This is a genomic window from Mucilaginibacter sp. (genome assembly GCF_036568825.1).
Classification (GTDB): Bacteria; Bacteroidota; Bacteroidia; order Sphingobacteriales; family Sphingobacteriaceae; genus Mucilaginibacter.
Window position 1 is genome coordinate 19,562 of the sequence record NZ_DATCRU010000040.1, and the last position, 14,736, is coordinate 34,297.

Sequence of the window (14,736 nt, forward strand, 5' to 3'; positions counted from 1 at the left end):
ATTAACTTTACCTTTGCGTTTTAACGTGCAATGTAAGGATGCCGACTAAAGGGAACCAGTTTAAAACAAATACCACACGGGACGATAATAAATCGGACCGGTCTTCGCAAAAGAGTGAAAAATCAGCCAAACAAAAGCAGGAAAGAACCCCTCCTTTTAAGCTGAATGATGGCCGCTATGCAAAAATAGCAGGCCTGTTTCTTCTTATACTTTCGGTGTTTTTCCTGATCGCTTTTACTTCCTACCTGTTCACCTGGAAGGAGGATCAAAGCTATTTATCTACAACAAATGGCGGCTGGTATAATTTATCAATAGGTAAAACTGTTAAAGAGATAGCAGACAACCCTGACAAAACACCTGTACAAAACTGGCTTGGTAAATTTGGCGCATTACTTTCCAATCAGTTCATATACGAATGGTTTGGCGTAGCTTCATTTATTTTTGTATTCTTATTCTTTATCATCGGGTATCGTTTACTATTTAAGGTCAGGTTATATCCTTTAAGAAGAACGCTGGCTTATTGCCTTTTCTGTATCGTTTTTTTTTCAGTCGCTATCGGTTTTTTTCATTCGTTTGTAAACGATACGACTGATTATGAATTTCTTGAAGGCGGGTTTGGTCATTGGAACAATATTTTTCTCAGGGCCCAAATAGGTGAAGTCGGTACAGCGGGCTTATTGATATTTGCCGGTTTAACCGTATTGATCATCGCCTATAACATTGATTTTAAGATCCCGTCACGCAAAAGGAAAGAACTTAACCCGGATGTGGTCGATGAAGTAGTGCCTGAAGCATACGAACGTGAAGAAGATTACCTATCCCGCCCTGTTGAATGGCCCAAAAATGGCAACCGTGTAAAAGACAATGAGAAAAAAGTTAATGAACCAGTCTTAGAAACCCCGGTATTTCACGAGCCAATGGTATTGAAACCTGAACCATCGGCTAGTCACGAGCCGGAGTTTGAGGATGAGATACCATTAACCATCGATACAACCCGCCCGACCAATGTATTGAACATTGAGCAGGCTGACGATGATAAAGCAAAAGACCTGGTAGCCCAGTTCGGCGTTTACGATCATAAACTGGAATTGGCATCTTACAAACTACCTACGCTCGATCTGCTTGAAAATTACGGTTCAAACAAAATCACCGTTAACTCAGAAGAATTGGAAGCCAATAAGAACAAGATCGTAGAGACGCTGAACCATTACAATATCGAGATCGACAAGATAAAAGCGACCATTGGCCCGACAGTTACTTTGTATGAGATTATCCCTGCGCCGGGTGTGCGTATCTCCAAGATCAAGAACCTGGAGGATGATATCGCTTTGAGCTTAGCTGCATTGGGTATCCGTATTATAGCACCAATGCCGGGTAAGGGTACTATCGGTATCGAGGTACCGAATCAGAACCCTGAAATGGTTTCGATGCGGTCTATATTATCCACCGAAAAGTTCCAGAATACAACGATGGATTTGCCGATTGCTCTTGGTAAAACTATCTCCAACGAAGTATTTATCGCTGACCTTGCTAAGATGCCGCACTTGCTGGTTGCAGGTGCTACAGGTCAGGGTAAATCAGTGGGTATCAATGCTATTTTAGTTTCATTGCTTTATAAACGTCACCCGGCGGAATTAAAATTTGTTTTGGTCGATCCGAAAAAGGTGGAGTTGACGTTGTTCCGAAAAATAGAAAGACACTTCCTGGCAAAGCTACCTGATGAATCGGATGCGATCATTACCGACACGAAGAAAGTGGTAAACACCCTCAACTCACTTTGTATCGAGATGGACCAGCGTTACGACCTGCTAAAAGATGCCGGAGTGCGTAACCTGAAAGAATACAACCAGAAGTTCATTAACCGTAAAATAAGCGACCCGGAGAAACACCGTTACCTGCCATTCATCGTGCTGGTAGTCGATGAGTTTGCCGACCTGATGATGACCGCAGGCAAAGAAGTAGAAATGCCGATTGCCCGTTTGGCACAGCTGGCCCGTGCGGTAGGTATCCATTTGGTGATCGCTACACAAAGGCCTTCGGTGAATATTATTACGGGTACTATCAAAGCTAACTTCCCATCACGATTGGCTTTCCGTGTATTATCTAAGATCGACTCACGTACTATCCTGGATGCAGGTGGTGCAGATCAGCTGATCGGTCGCGGGGATATGCTTCTTTCAACCGGCAGTGATTTGATACGCCTGCAATGCGCTTTTGTGGACACACCGGAAGTAGAAAAGATATCCGATTATATCGGCAACCAAAAAGGCTATCCAACTGCCTTGCTCCTGCCTGAATACTTTGGCGAAGGTGAAAGCGGCAGCAGTGCTAAAGAATTTGACCCTGACGACCGTGACCCAATGTTTGAAGAAGCAGCGCGCCTGATCGTGATGCATCAGCAAGGTTCTACTTCATTGATCCAACGTAAACTAAAGCTTGGTTATAACCGCGCTGGACGCATTATCGATCAGCTAGAGGCCGCAGGAATTGTAGGCCCGTTTGAAGGGAGCAAGGCCCGTGATGTGCTTTTCAGCGATGAATATAGCCTTGAAAGACATTTGGAAACTTTATCAAAAACTATTTAATATTAAACCTGTTGCTTATTCCACCATCTTAATTGCATGGAATAAGGATAAAATATCTATGAAAAAAATACTGTTATACCTGCTGCTAACCGGACTAACCTTTAATTATACATTCGCCCAAAAAGATGCCGATGCCCGTAAGATATTAAACCAGGTGAGCAAAAAATACCGCTCATATGATGTGATAAAAACGGATTTCACCTTTACTTATGAGAATCAGCAGGCGGGTACAAAGGACAGCCAGATGGGTACTATGATATCTAAATCAAAAGCCAATAAATACAAGGTAACCATTTTCAATCCTGAGGATAAGTCAGCTGTAGATGAAGAGATCATCAGCGATGGCAAAAGCCAGTGGACCTATGTAAAAAAGAACAAAGAAGTAGAATTGACTGACGTTGACAACAGCAGCGAAAGTTTAAATCCGGCACAAATATTCACCATTTACGAAAAAGGCTATAAATACATTTACAACGGTGATGCAAAGGTTGATGGCAAGCTATGCCAGGTGATCGACCTGACGCCGGAGGATGAAAAGAAGCCTTTCTTTAAAATACGCCTGTCGATAGATAAAGTGAAGAAACAAATATCCAGCGCAATGATATTTGATAAGAATGGCAGCCGCTACAATTATGTGATCCGCACTTTTACACCAAATGTAAAGGTGCCCGAAAGCACCTTCACCTATGATAAAAAGAATTATCCCGGAGCGGAATTAGTGGATCTGAGATGAGATTTGAGATAATAGATATGAGATTTGAGACATAAAATGAAAGAACTACAAATCCCTCCTGCCGCTATCGAGGACAAAGAGGCTTTTGAAATCCTCAGAGTTTGGGCTGCTTTCAAAGAACAGCACGTCACAATTCATTCAGGACTAAATGGTGATGCCAAAGACTTCGGTTTCTTATTAGCAGAGTTAGCTCTTCATGCATCTAAATTATATGCTCAGCGGTTAAACTTACCGGAGGTAGAAACACTTAAGGATGTTCTCGACGGTTTTAACGCTGAAATAATAAAAGAATCCGGCAACCCTACTGGCAGTATAGGCTAAACCATAACTCATTTCATCTTCTTAAAAGTAATCTTTTCGTAACGCACACCCTGGCTTGTCTGTGCATTCTGCATTAGTACCAGGTTTGCAGTATCCGAAGTCAATATGGTGTATGCGGGTGTAGTTGATTCAATATTAGTAGCAACTCCATTTATCCTGGTGTAAAGATTAACCCAGCCCACCTGGTTACTAACTGATGAAATAGCATAGATAGCTGTATCTACAAGGTTTCCGTAGGTTTCTGAAATATACAGGTTACCATATTCGGTAAATTTATAGTAATCACCAGCAGTGCCATGAAACATAACATTATTGTTTCCGATGGAGATGGTATCTGTTACAATTGACCAATTACCAACCAGTCGTAAATCGCTTATTTTAGTTTTGCTGGTATCTACCCTGGTAATTGTATTAGGCGTAACTTTGGTTTTGCTGCACGAAAACAACACCCCGCTAATTGCAGCAATAAATGATATTTTGTAAATAATCTTCATAATTAAAATTTAAGATACTTTAATTGGTTTATTCTGGTGCACAAGATAATTAATTAACCTCACAAAAGTTAATACGACACCTGCATATAAAACGCTACAACGGAAGATAAATTTTGAGCTACTTTAAAAAGTTACTTCTTCAATCATCATAGGCTCATTAAAATTACTATAGCGTATCCATTTAGGAATCACCTTTATGTGAATCAGACCATCCCATGTTGCCGCTCGCTCTCTGCCATCAGGATAAACCCTATAATAAGTTTCTCTTAATCTATCAGCTTCAGCATCATTATCCAAAACCTCTGCTATACCTTCATATTGAATAGTAATTTCCTCATCCCAGCCAATAACAAGGGCTACATCACGGTTAAGCAATATATTTTGATACTTTCTTGATGCCTTCACCGTATCAAAAATAATCTCATTGTTTTCTGAAACTGCAATACCAACTACTGCCGCCTCAGGTTTGTTATCCGGGTTAACAGTAGATACTACACCAAGCTTTTGCTTTGCAATAAATTGATATATAAGCTCCTTCGTAATCATTCTGCATTACCCACCTTTTTCCGTCTTTCCATTACCTCTCTCCAGGTTGTGAGGATATAGCCATTCTTTATTAAAAACTCTTTCAGACGCGGATCAAGCATTGCCATCAGGTCGCCTTTGCGTTTTTGGCCTTCATTACAGATATATTGAAATGCCGTTGTCGGATCGGTACAATGCATGATCACCATTGTCAGGCCGGGACTCAATCTGCCGATACTTTCAATATAATGATCGGTGTACCATTTTTGTATCTCTGCATCGGTTTTATGCTCAATATCGGGCATCTGCCAGTCATAGCTGGAGTTGTGCAGATCGTCCAACACAGGCAAACCGTTTTTCCAAAGCATCGCACCTATATCTTTGGCTTTGCCTAACTCAGCAGGATCAGGGATTGTCATACCTTCGGTATAAGTTCCTGCCTTTTTCATACCGGCAATAATCGCCGCCTTTGCTTCAGCACGGTAGAAAAGATCATCGCCTCCGGGGAACATCACCGGTATTTGCTTCTCTATACCCAACTGTAAATATTTCTCCAGAAAAGCTGGCTTGGCAAACAGTGTCCCCATATGCGAATCAAGATGTGTTGGCTTAAAACCCATAGCCAAAGCTCTATCCAATTGTGCACGTATCTCCATATCTATTTCATCCGGCTTTGCGCTAAAATAAACCGCGCCTACAGCCGGGTAAAAATAGCCTTGTTTATCTATCAATCCTGGTACTTTGCTCCTGTCAGACAGCGGTCCCCATCTGTAAACATTCCATTCCGATGTTAAAGTCAAATGCAAACCTGCGTCCAGGTCAGGATGCTCCTTAATATATTTCACGATCTCCGGTACCCACGGGCAAGGCATCATTACACTGGTTGAAGTAGCTACGCCCTGCCCGGTTGCTTTTTCAACACCTTCATCTGAATCATGCGACATACCTGCATCGTCCACATGCAGTATCAATACTTTGGCGCCTTTGGGCCAGCCCAGTTTTTCAGCATAGGTTTTAGTTTGAGCAAAAGAATAAATGGCAAAGCCTGCAAGTAATGCAGTGAAAAAGATTCTTTTCATGATTGTCTGAATCAGGATTTACAGAATTTTAGAATTATCAGAATTAACAGTTTATAAATCGGTCTTGACGAATTTAGAGAATTCATTCTGCAAATTCATTAATTCAGGAAATTCTGATTCTGATGAAAATATTTAGCTTTACCCCATATCATGAGTAAACTGCAATTTAAAAACAAGTGGGTGCTGGTTACAGGTGCGTCGTCAGGTTTAGGCGAAGAAATGGCACGGCAACTGGCTTTTCAGCACGGTGCCAATTTGATTTTACTGGCGAGGAGAAAAGAGAAGCTCGAACAGTTGAAAGTAGAATTAGAAAAGGATGCCAAAGTAAGCGTAAAGATCATAATTGCAGATCTGTCAAACCTGCACGATGTTGATCATGCGATAGACCAATTATTAGCTGACGGACAATTATACGCCGCTATTTTAAATGCAGGAGTTACTTACTTCGGCAAGCATTCTGAATTGACTTGGGAACAGTTTCAAACCATGTTACAAACCAATGTAGTGAGTGTCGTTCGCTTTACGAACAGGCTGGTATCCCATTTTGAATCGACAGGCAAAGAAGGAGGCTTATTGATCGTTTCGAGCATGGCGGCCTTGTTTCCGGTGCCTTTCCAGGCAGCGTATTCGGGCACCAAGTCATTTATTTTAAGCTTTGCCACAGCATTAGATAATGAGCTTAAAAATCCAGGTTTTTCGCTGTCTGTCTATGCTCCAGGCGGTATCGTGACTGAAATGACGGCAGGCGACAATTTCCACGACTTGCAAGGCTGGTTGATGCCGGTAAAACAAGCTGCTAAAGAAGGCATCGATGCTTTTCGTAATCGTAAGCTGGTTTACGTACCCGGCGTAATAAACCGTGTAGGTAACTTTTTCCTGAAATTTTTACCGAAACGATTCATCATGGGAAAGATGGGCAAGGTGTATGAAAAATCGCTGATAAAAGCGGCTGATCGAGATTCCAAGCTCTAAATTCTAAACCCTAAATCTTAAAGCCGCAAATAAATTCTTTGTAAAAATTTAAAATCTCACGTCTCAAATCTCACATCTCACATCTATTCTTGTTATTTTTGGGACTGATGCTAACGCTTACTACCCATACCCTTGAAAAACTGGAATTGCTGCTTAAATCGGCCGGGTATAAGGTACGGTATGAGAAAGGGAATTTTAAAACCGGTGCCTGTATGCTGCTCAGCAGCAGGGTTGTGGTGGTAAACAAATTCTCGAACCTTGAAAGCAAGATCCATGCGTTAACCGAGTTGCTGCGCGAGCTCGACATCGATTACAACCTGCTGGATGACAAGCAAACCGCATTATTACAACAAATAAAACAAACCAGGCTGCAACTGTGATGACCATTACTTTTTTAGGAACCGGAACTTCACAGGGTGTACCTGTTATAGCCTGTAACTGCGAGGTATGCACCTCGCCCGATCCGCGTGATAAACGCCTCCGCTCGTCTATCCTTATTGAAACTGAAGGTAAAGTGATCGTGATCGACTCGGGTCCTGATTTTCGTTACCAGATGCTGCGAGCCAAGGTAAAGCATCTGGATGCCATTGTGTTTACTCATGAGCATAAGGACCATATTGCCGGCATGGACGATATCCGTGCGTTTAATTACCGTCAGGAAGCAGCCATTGATGTGTACGCTACTGAGCGCGTGCAAGAGGCTTTGAGGAGAGAATTTTCCTATATTTTTCACGAAATGAAATATCCGGGCATACCGGAGATCAACCTGCACACTATCAACCTGAAACCTTTTTTAGTGCACGATGTGAAATTTATTCCCATCGAGGTGATGCACTACAAGTTGCCGATACTAGGTTTCCGCATAGGCGATTTCACTTACATCACTGATGCCAAAACAATCTCTGATCACGAAAAGCAAAAAATAAAAGGTACCAAAACCCTGGTGATTAATGCGCTGCAGATAGAAAAGCACATTTCGCATTTTACTTTTGTAGAAGCCATTGCCTTTGCCAAAGAGATCGGAGCTGAAAGGACTTACTTTACGCACATCAGCCACCGCCTGGGCAGGCATGAATCTATATTGGGTCTGCTTCCAAAAAACATCACCCTTGCTTATGACGGCCTGGTCTTAGAAGTATGATCTATTTACTTTTGGCCTGCGTTTTATGGCTTTGATACTCTTCAATTATTTGCTTCAGATCCGGAAACTTTAAGGTCTTATTTTTAATTTTTGCGACCAGCTCAGGGTCATCAGCAAATGCTTTGGTTAAAACCTCTTTATAGTTAGACCGGTATAGCGGGAGAGTTAAACTGCCATCAATTTCATACAGGTATTGTATATCCGCAGATGCGGTACTCCCATATCCGCCCTCGTGTGTCCAGGAAATTCGTCCTGATCCGCTCATAGAAGAAACGTCATATCCATTAGCTTTATATTTCAAATGGACCCTGGAGTAAATCCGTGTACTGGGTGTAGATACGCAAAACTGTCCGAAATATTGGGTTCTTGCATACGTAGCTGTGTCCCATTCGGTATAAACATGGATGGTATCGGGATTGGAATCAATCAGGACTGACTTCACCGCGGCAACAGGGATTTTTTGATTTTTTGCAGAATCGGAAGTCTTAAAATTAATCTTGTCATAGAAATTGCCATACGACACGTTGAAGTCAATTAAACCGGTATGTTTCACACCCGAAGTATCATAATAACAACCTGACTGGTAATTTTTGGGCAGTTGTGCTTCGGACTTAACATTGCACAAACAAACAATTAGAAATGCTAATACAGCAACGAATAAGGTTTTCATAACATAAATATAAGAAAATCTTTATTCAAAACTTCCAATCAAAGTTTAACAAGGCTCACCCGCTTTATCGTAGCTTTATATGGGTCCTTTTTCCCTTTATTGCGTAAGACGATTATACCTCTAAGAGTTATTTTCTTGTCATTTATCTGGGTAAATCCGCCATCATTGTATTCAAACAATCCCTGGTGGGTGCCGGATAAGTAAAGCGGGCAGTCCTGGCTGAAATCAACCCATAATGCATTGCCGTCTGAAGCATCGGCAAAAAGGCTGTCGCATACCAGGGCCGATACACCCTTATCCTCTTTATATTTCCCGGAAATTTCTATGTATTGCTGATCGTAATCGTCCAAACTGTCCATCAGCTGTTTAAAGCTGATCGTTTTGAAATCTTTGCCAATGTCACATTCACTTTTGTATATCTTTTTTTCGTGTTTGCAAGATTGCAAAGTCATCAGAGCAAGCAAGGCCAGTAAACCCAAAGGTTTATTCAGGCGTTGGAGGGATTGTTTTTGGTGGGGTAAGGCCATAACAATAAGTATTTCAGATTAAACAATAATTTCCTGTATACAAGTGCGTCCAGAATATGTTTGGTGTTGGGTGTCACGCTGAGCCTGTCGAAGTGCGGTGCGTAAAGGCCCACCCGCATAGTCTTCGACAAGCTCAGACTGACAACGCTCTTATGTCATATACTTAGCATAACAGGAAACTCACCCATCAGACAAAATACAAAATAAATGGTTTAATTCCTGCACAAACTTGTTACAAAAAAGTCGGTCGTTAAATCTCAAAAGAGTTATTATTGCATCTTATGCTTCTATCTGTCATGAATAAAAAACTAGTTACCGCCGCTGCGCTGATATTTACTGTATTTGCTGCGCAGGCACAACAAACCACCACTACCAATATGACACCCGATGATGCTCAAAAATGGCAGGATCCTGAATACAGCTATCATCACGACTGGCCCAACATCAGAAAATACCAGGATGAGAACAGCAAACTGCCGCCACCAGCACCGGGCGAAAACCGGATAGTATTTATGGGGAATTCGATAACCGAGTTCTGGAAAGTTAATGATTCGAGCTATTTTAACAGCCCCCGTATCAACCGTGGGATCAGCGGACAAACTACACCGCAAATGTTGGTACGTTTCCGCGAGGACGTCATCAACCTGAAACCTGCTCTTGTAGTTATTTTGGCAGGCATTAATGACATTGCGCAAAATACCGGTCCGATAAAACCGGAAGAGACTTTTGGCAATATTGTTTCGATGGCGGAACTGGCAAGGGCAGAACACATTAAGGTGGTGATATCGTCCATACTTCCGGCCAACCATTTTCCATGGAGACCAGCTATTGACCCTACCGAAAAAGTGATCGCCATCAATAAAATGCTTAAAGATTATGCTGATGCCAACCATATTGTTTACCTGGATTATTATTCGGCTATGGTTGACGATCAGAAAGGTTTACCATCAACCCTGTCAGGCGACGGTGTACACCCAAATCTGGCAGGTTATAAAATAATGGAACCATTAGCCGACAAAGCAATTGCCGAAGCTTTAAAGCGCAGGCATTAAGTTTTACATTAAGCTATTGTTACGGTAACTTTAGAGTGTAATTATTGCAAATAATTTACCCCGATGAAACGTATTCTCAGCTTTTTACTTTTTGCTTTTTGTTCATTAACCGTATTAGCCCAGGTGGACACGGCGCAACAAATAGTCGCCGACCGCAGCAATAGTACGGAACAGCAGGATAAACCCTACGTGATCCTCATCTCGGCAGACGGCTTTAGGTATGATTATGCTGAAAAGTATAAAGCCGAGCACCTGCTGGCTTTGGCCAATGGCGGCGTAAAGGCCGAATCAATGGTTCCGAGTTTTCCTTCAGTTACCTTTCCGAATCATTATACCATCGTAACAGGTTTATATCCTTCGCATCACGGATTGGTTGATAATAGCTTTTATGATCGTAGTTTAAAACGCTTTTATAGCTATAAAGGTAAAACTGCAAGCGAAGGTATCTGGTATGGCGGCACACCGCTGTGGGTACTTGCCGAGCAGCAGAAAATGGTAACCGCCAGTTATTTCTGGGTAGGATCGGAAGCTGATATAAAAAACACTTATCCTACTTATTATTATAAATATAACCAGGTAACGCCGATTGATAAACGTATTGCCACGGTAGTCGACTGGCTGAAACTACCGGCAGAAAAACGTCCGCACCTGATCACTTTCTATTTCCCGCAGGTGGATCATGAAGCTCATAAACATGGGCCGAACTCGCCGGAAGTTGAGCAGGCGGTTCATTTTGTCGATTCTGCAGTTTATGAGCTGACCAAAGCAGTGGATAAAACCAGGCTTAAGGTAAACTATATCTTTGTGTCAGACCATGGCATGACCACTCCTGATATTGTCAATACTTTAAAGCTACCTGCAGCTATTGATACCTCAAAATATATCATCGGCGATCATGGCTTGATGATCGACCTGTATGCTAAAAATCCAGACGACATTCAGAAAACCTATGAACAGCTGAAAAAAGAAGCAAAAGATTATCAGGTTTATTTAAGAGTGAATATCCCACGTCATTATCATTATTCAAAGTCTGATGACCGCTATGGACGTATTGGTGATATTATCCTGATATCAGATTTTCCAAAGGTTTTCAATATCCATAATTACAAGTTAGACCCGGGATGGCATGGTTTTGACCCTGATGTAGTAAAGGATATGCATGCCACATTTTATGCCTGGGGACCGGCATTTAAAACAAATACGCAGATCGGTTCGTTTCCTAATGTAGATATTTTCCCTTTAGTGGCGGAGATTTTAGGATTAAAGTATACCTTTAAGGTGGACGGAACCAAGCACTTAGCCAATGTGGTTCTGAAAAAGTAACCGAACAATGAAGAAAAACCCCGGGCGCACCTATTTAATGGCACGCCTGCCCATAGCTGTGAGTTTGCTTGGGCACGGCCTCGACAGGATACCCAAATTGCAAGTTTTTAGCGATCACCTGATCAGCCAATTTAGCAAATCAATTTTGCCAGTAAAGCTGGTAGGCCCATTTAGCATGACACTACCATTTGTTGAGCTGGGCTTAGGGATATTATTAATATTGGGCCTGTTTACCCGTTTTGCATGTGTTGTTGGGGTGATCACCATGCTGGCACTGATCTTTGGATCATGCCTGATAGAACAATGGGACAATGTGTTATCCCAGATGCTTTATAGCCTGTATTTTGTAATGCTTTATTACTATGCGTTTTACAATCGCTATTCGTTCGATAGATTGATGGGCCGGATACCTAACGCCAAACAACACGTACTTTAATAAGTGTAAAGTCTTTTATTTCCCGTTCTAAAAAGTTAAATTTATAACAGCCTTGTTGTTACAAACAAAAGCGCTGTTTAACCCTTTATTACCTTAAACCTAAAAAAATCACCTATTAAATGATGAGGCTATGAACGACGTAAAAGAACAATTCAGCAATGTTTCAAAAAAGTACGATTCGCAAAGGAAATACCTTATCCCCTGCTTTAACGACTTTTATTCGGCATGCCTGCCATTGGTAAAAAGCCTCACTCACGCCAAACGCGTGCTCGACATTGGCGCTGGTACCGGTTTGTTTTCCCAGTTTATTTATGACCTTAACCCCAGTCTGCATTTTACACTGGTTGACCTGTCAGGCCAAATGCTGAACGTAGCTCGTGAACGCTTTGAAGGCGAAGAAAATTTTGAATATATCGAGCTCGATTTCTCAAAAGATGCTTTGCCTGGAAAATATGATCTGATCATTTCAGGATTAGCTATTCATCATTTGGAGGATGCTGATAAATCAAAGCTTTACAAAAACATTTACCAAGCTCTGAATGATGGCGGTCTCTTTATCAACGCCGACCAGGTTGCCGGGAAGAATATGCTGTTTGACAGCCTGTATAAATACTACTGGCGCGAGACCGTATCAAACTCAGGTTTAGATCGCGAAGCCTTAATACAAGCCTTTGAACGCACCAAACTGGACAAACTCGCCCCGCTTGAAACGCAATTGAAAATGCTCGAGAAAGCTGGATTTAATGAAGCAGACTGCATTTACAAGAACATGAACTTCGCTGTTTTCGGCGGATTTAAGGATGAGAATGTGGAAACGGCAGTGATTTAGTGAGTGGTGAATGGTGAGTAGTGAATGTTTAATTATAGACAAGATATTAGCTATTGACTACTCACCATTCACCATTATATTTCCTGATAGATTTCTCAAATAATTCCTTCGCACCCGATTCAACATTCTGCCACTCGAAAGCGCCATACATGCTGTCAAAGTTTAATTGCATCACAATATCATTAATGCGATTGAGTTCTTTTAGTGGCAAAGGAATGTGATTGGGGTAACTATACATGATGCTGATAAACTTGCGGCTTAACGCTATCTGCAAAGTATCACCTACGAAAACACTACCCTTATCTCCAATATTCGGAGCATATAAAATGGTACTGCCATCAAAATGACCACCCGTATGTATGATCTCAATGCCATCCCATAAAGCTTTTCTTTCTTCTTCAAAAAATACAATTCGATCCGTTTCATCCATTACCCATTGACTATCCGCTTTATGCAGATAGATCGGACAGTCAAAAGTTTCGGCCCAGGCTGCCATCAGTCCATAATAATGGGGATGCGAAATGGCGATAGCCTTTAATCCGCCTTTTGATTTGATAAAAGCAACAGTAGCCTCATCGAAAAATGGCAGGCAGTCCCATAAAATATTCCCTCCCGGAGAAAGTATCAGATGCGCTCTCTGGGCAATACCAAAACCCGGGCTAACACTTAAATTATACACACCAGGTAGCGGGTTTCCAAAACGAATAGTATGGGTTTGACTTAACTCTAAGTAGCTCGTCCACTTTTGTCCGCTTGCAGGGACATATTGACGATAATCATCGCATACCGGGCATACTTTAGGCGATTCTTCAGCATAGCGGGTACCGCAGGTATTGCAGATATTTTTGAATTCCTTATTTGGAACAATAGGTCTTATATCGATATTCATAAAACAAATCTATTATCTCCGACAAGATATCATGTCAAATCAAACTAATAAACCCGGAAAATTATTCAACATGGACTAATGACCAGTGACTAATGACTAGCAACTAATGACCATAAAAATCCCACGACGCCTTAGCGATCTGTGCAATAACCAAATCGCGGGCAGCTTCATCAGCTTTGGAGTTACATACAAAAACCGCTATTGCCAGGTGTTTGCCATTTGGCAGGGTGATGATACCGACATCATTTGAGGCAGGAGTCAAACCATCATCATTTGTTCCAGAGCTTCCCGTTTTGTGAGCTACAATAGCATCAGTCGGCAATAATCCTTTCAGGCGTTTCGGGCCGGTAGTTGTTTCCGTCATTATCTTAAGCAGGAAATCATTGCTGCTTTTTGAAAGTACTTTACCGGAATAAAGCAGATCGAGCAAGTGGACAACCTCTGCTGGTTTACACCAATCGGTGTATTGTACTTCCCAGGCTTTGCGCATATCGGTCTCCGAAGCAACAATATTAATTCCTTTTATACCCAAACCCTGAAGATAATCCATAACTGTTTGCGTGCCTCCCAGTTTCTTCAAAAAGAAATCGCAGGCATTATTGTCGCTTTGCGAAACCATGTAGCTTAGTAGCTCGCCTAAAGTAATTTCTGTTCCATCGGGATATTTATCACGCAAAGGGCTCCAGGTATTGGTGAACATATCTCCCTTACCCACTTTCATTTTCTGGTCTAGTTTGTATTTGCCTTTATCCACGAGGTTCAGCACAGTCATAGCTATCGGGAACTTCATGACACTCTGCATTACCAGGCGTGAATTGCCATTGTAGTTCAGCGTGTCTCGGGTTTCGATACCTAATATGGATACGCCAACTATCCCTTTGGATTGTTTAGCGATTTGGATAATCTGATTTTTTAATGAATCCTGCGCCTTTGTAAACCGGGGAAATAATAAAATTGCGAATAGAAACAGGGGTAAATAAAGCTTTTTCATAACGCTAATAACGCAATTATTTGGTATGAATTTTAACTTAACACAAAAATTACCTTAGAGCTTCTGATCATACTTATTTCATCAATTTTTGATTGAATGATGACCATAAAAACGAAAGACGCGATGCATCGCGTCTACAAAAAATCAATTAAATCTTTAAAATCCTATA

General features: G+C 41.6%; 17 protein-coding genes. 10 read left to right on the forward strand and 7 right to left on the reverse strand.

Annotated features, from left to right (window positions below):
* The first annotated feature begins 38 nt into the window (after nt 1-38).
* Genes VIM89_RS08285 through VIM89_RS08295 form a run of 3 tightly spaced genes read left to right on the forward strand, consistent with a single transcriptional unit; the run spans nt 39 to nt 3,639 of the window.
* Nucleotides 39-2,585: an FtsK/SpoIIIE family DNA translocase gene (locus tag VIM89_RS08285; RefSeq protein ID WP_488155681.1), complete on the forward strand. Its 2,547-nt coding sequence runs from the start codon at nt 39-41 to the stop codon at nt 2,583-2,585.
* A 58-nt stretch (nt 2,586-2,643) separates the two neighbouring features.
* Nucleotides 2,644-3,318, forward strand: a complete 675-nt coding sequence (gene lolA1, locus VIM89_RS08290; protein WP_488155682.1) for an outer membrane lipoprotein periplasmic chaperone LolA1 — start codon at nt 2,644-2,646, stop codon at nt 3,316-3,318.
* A 36-nt stretch (nt 3,319-3,354) separates the two neighbouring features.
* Nucleotides 3,355-3,639, forward strand: a complete 285-nt coding sequence (locus tag VIM89_RS08295; protein WP_488155683.1) for a DUF5076 domain-containing protein — start codon at nt 3,355-3,357, stop codon at nt 3,637-3,639.
* Nucleotides 3,640-3,647: 8 nt separating this feature from the next.
* On the opposite strand, the gene VIM89_RS08300 is transcribed toward VIM89_RS08295, so the two are convergent.
* The 3 genes from VIM89_RS08300 to VIM89_RS08310 all read right to left on the reverse strand — a co-directional run bounded on the left by VIM89_RS08300 (nt 3,648) and on the right by VIM89_RS08310 (nt 5,737).
* The gene (locus VIM89_RS08300; RefSeq protein ID WP_488155684.1) at nt 3,648-4,133 is read right to left on the reverse strand and encodes a hypothetical protein; all 486 of its coding nucleotides are present in this window, start codon (nt 4,131-4,133) and stop codon (nt 3,648-3,650) included.
* A gap of 123 nt (nt 4,134-4,256) precedes the next feature.
* The gene (locus VIM89_RS08305; RefSeq protein WP_488155685.1) at nt 4,257-4,679 is read right to left on the reverse strand and encodes a pyridoxamine 5'-phosphate oxidase family protein; all 423 of its coding nucleotides are present in this window, start codon (nt 4,677-4,679) and stop codon (nt 4,257-4,259) included.
* The gene (locus VIM89_RS08310) at nt 4,676-5,737 is read right to left on the reverse strand and encodes a polysaccharide deacetylase family protein (protein WP_488155686.1); all 1,062 of its coding nucleotides are present in this window, start codon (nt 5,735-5,737) and stop codon (nt 4,676-4,678) included. Before VIM89_RS08310 ends, VIM89_RS08305 begins: the two co-directional genes overlap by 4 nt.
* 150 nt (nt 5,738-5,887) lie before the next feature.
* On the opposite strand from VIM89_RS08310, the gene VIM89_RS08315 reads away from it, so the two are divergent.
* The 3 genes from VIM89_RS08315 (at nt 5,888) to VIM89_RS08325 (ending at nt 7,850) form a co-directional block, all read left to right on the forward strand.
* Nucleotides 5,888-6,709: an SDR family NAD(P)-dependent oxidoreductase gene (locus tag VIM89_RS08315; protein ID WP_488155687.1), complete on the forward strand. Its 822-nt coding sequence runs from the start codon at nt 5,888-5,890 to the stop codon at nt 6,707-6,709.
* Between the two features lie 107 nt (nt 6,710-6,816).
* Nucleotides 6,817-7,089, forward strand: coding sequence for a hypothetical protein (locus tag VIM89_RS08320; RefSeq protein ID WP_488155688.1), 273 nt, complete (start codon nt 6,817-6,819; stop codon nt 7,087-7,089).
* The gene (locus VIM89_RS08325) at nt 7,089-7,850 is read left to right on the forward strand and encodes an MBL fold metallo-hydrolase (protein ID WP_488155689.1); all 762 of its coding nucleotides are present in this window, start codon (nt 7,089-7,091) and stop codon (nt 7,848-7,850) included. The genes VIM89_RS08320 and VIM89_RS08325 overlap by 1 nt, the downstream gene beginning before the upstream one ends.
* 1 nt (nt 7,851) lies before the next feature.
* Here the strand turns inward: VIM89_RS08325 and VIM89_RS08330 are convergent, their stop codons facing one another.
* Both VIM89_RS08330 and VIM89_RS08335 read right to left on the reverse strand, forming a co-directional pair.
* Entirely contained in the window at nt 7,852-8,520 is a 669-nt protein-coding gene (locus VIM89_RS08330) for a hypothetical protein (protein ID WP_488155690.1), read from the reverse strand.
* A 38-nt stretch (nt 8,521-8,558) separates the two neighbouring features.
* Entirely contained in the window at nt 8,559-9,047 is a 489-nt protein-coding gene (locus tag VIM89_RS08335; RefSeq protein WP_488155691.1) for a hypothetical protein, read from the reverse strand.
* 296 nt (nt 9,048-9,343) lie between these two features.
* On the opposite strand from VIM89_RS08335, the gene VIM89_RS08340 reads away from it, so the two are divergent.
* The 4 genes from VIM89_RS08340 to VIM89_RS08355 all read left to right on the forward strand — a co-directional run bounded on the left by VIM89_RS08340 (nt 9,344) and on the right by VIM89_RS08355 (nt 12,687).
* On the forward strand, nt 9,344-10,099 hold the full coding sequence (locus VIM89_RS08340) for an SGNH/GDSL hydrolase family protein (protein ID WP_488155692.1): 756 nt from the start codon (nt 9,344-9,346) through the stop codon (nt 10,097-10,099).
* 63 nt (nt 10,100-10,162) lie between these two features.
* A complete protein-coding gene (locus tag VIM89_RS08345) occupies nt 10,163-11,422 on the forward strand; it encodes an alkaline phosphatase family protein (protein ID WP_488155693.1) in 1,260 nt (419 codons plus the stop codon).
* Between the two features lie 7 nt (nt 11,423-11,429).
* The gene (locus VIM89_RS08350; RefSeq protein WP_488155694.1) at nt 11,430-11,858 is read left to right on the forward strand and encodes a DoxX family membrane protein; all 429 of its coding nucleotides are present in this window, start codon (nt 11,430-11,432) and stop codon (nt 11,856-11,858) included.
* 130 nt (nt 11,859-11,988) lie between these two features.
* Entirely contained in the window at nt 11,989-12,687 is a 699-nt protein-coding gene (locus VIM89_RS08355; RefSeq protein WP_488155695.1) for a class I SAM-dependent methyltransferase, read from the forward strand.
* A 61-nt stretch (nt 12,688-12,748) separates the two neighbouring features.
* On the opposite strand, the gene VIM89_RS08360 is transcribed toward VIM89_RS08355, so the two are convergent.
* Together VIM89_RS08360 and bla are read right to left on the reverse strand one after the other, a co-directional pair.
* Nucleotides 12,749-13,576, reverse strand: coding sequence for an MBL fold metallo-hydrolase (locus VIM89_RS08360; RefSeq protein ID WP_488155696.1), 828 nt, complete (start codon nt 13,574-13,576; stop codon nt 12,749-12,751).
* Nucleotides 13,577-13,679: 103 nt separating this feature from the next.
* Nucleotides 13,680-14,567 (reverse strand): class A beta-lactamase, subclass A2, encoded by an 888-nt coding sequence (bla, locus tag VIM89_RS08365; RefSeq protein ID WP_488155697.1) that lies wholly within the window; start codon nt 14,565-14,567, stop codon nt 13,680-13,682.
* Nucleotides 14,568-14,736 lie beyond the last annotated feature (169 nt).

Coding starts and splice junctions, on each gene's coding strand:
- VIM89_RS08285 (WP_488155681.1), top strand. CDS start 39: ATGCCGACTAAAGGGAACCAGTTTAAAACAAATACCACACGGGACGAT.
- lolA1 (WP_488155682.1), top strand. CDS start 2,644: ATGAAAAAAATACTGTTATACCTGCTGCTAACCGGACTAACCTTTAAT.
- VIM89_RS08295 (WP_488155683.1), top strand. CDS start 3,355: ATGAAAGAACTACAAATCCCTCCTGCCGCTATCGAGGACAAAGAGGCT.
- VIM89_RS08300 (WP_488155684.1), bottom strand. CDS start 4,133: ATGAAGATTATTTACAAAATATCATTTATTGCTGCAATTAGCGGGGTG.
- VIM89_RS08305 (WP_488155685.1), bottom strand. CDS start 4,679: ATGATTACGAAGGAGCTTATATATCAATTTATTGCAAAGCAAAAGCTT.
- VIM89_RS08310 (WP_488155686.1), bottom strand. CDS start 5,737: ATGAAAAGAATCTTTTTCACTGCATTACTTGCAGGCTTTGCCATTTAT.
- VIM89_RS08315 (WP_488155687.1), top strand. CDS start 5,888: ATGAGTAAACTGCAATTTAAAAACAAGTGGGTGCTGGTTACAGGTGCG.
- VIM89_RS08320 (WP_488155688.1), top strand. CDS start 6,817: ATGCTAACGCTTACTACCCATACCCTTGAAAAACTGGAATTGCTGCTT.
- VIM89_RS08325 (WP_488155689.1), top strand. CDS start 7,089: ATGACCATTACTTTTTTAGGAACCGGAACTTCACAGGGTGTACCTGTT.
- VIM89_RS08330 (WP_488155690.1), bottom strand. CDS start 8,520: ATGAAAACCTTATTCGTTGCTGTATTAGCATTTCTAATTGTTTGTTTG.
- VIM89_RS08335 (WP_488155691.1), bottom strand. CDS start 9,047: ATGGCCTTACCCCACCAAAAACAATCCCTCCAACGCCTGAATAAACCT.
- VIM89_RS08340 (WP_488155692.1), top strand. CDS start 9,344: ATGAATAAAAAACTAGTTACCGCCGCTGCGCTGATATTTACTGTATTT.
- VIM89_RS08345 (WP_488155693.1), top strand. CDS start 10,163: ATGAAACGTATTCTCAGCTTTTTACTTTTTGCTTTTTGTTCATTAACC.
- VIM89_RS08350 (WP_488155694.1), top strand. CDS start 11,430: ATGAAGAAAAACCCCGGGCGCACCTATTTAATGGCACGCCTGCCCATA.
- VIM89_RS08355 (WP_488155695.1), top strand. CDS start 11,989: ATGAACGACGTAAAAGAACAATTCAGCAATGTTTCAAAAAAGTACGAT.
- VIM89_RS08360 (WP_488155696.1), bottom strand. CDS start 13,576: ATGAATATCGATATAAGACCTATTGTTCCAAATAAGGAATTCAAAAAT.
- bla (WP_488155697.1), bottom strand. CDS start 14,567: ATGAAAAAGCTTTATTTACCCCTGTTTCTATTCGCAATTTTATTATTT.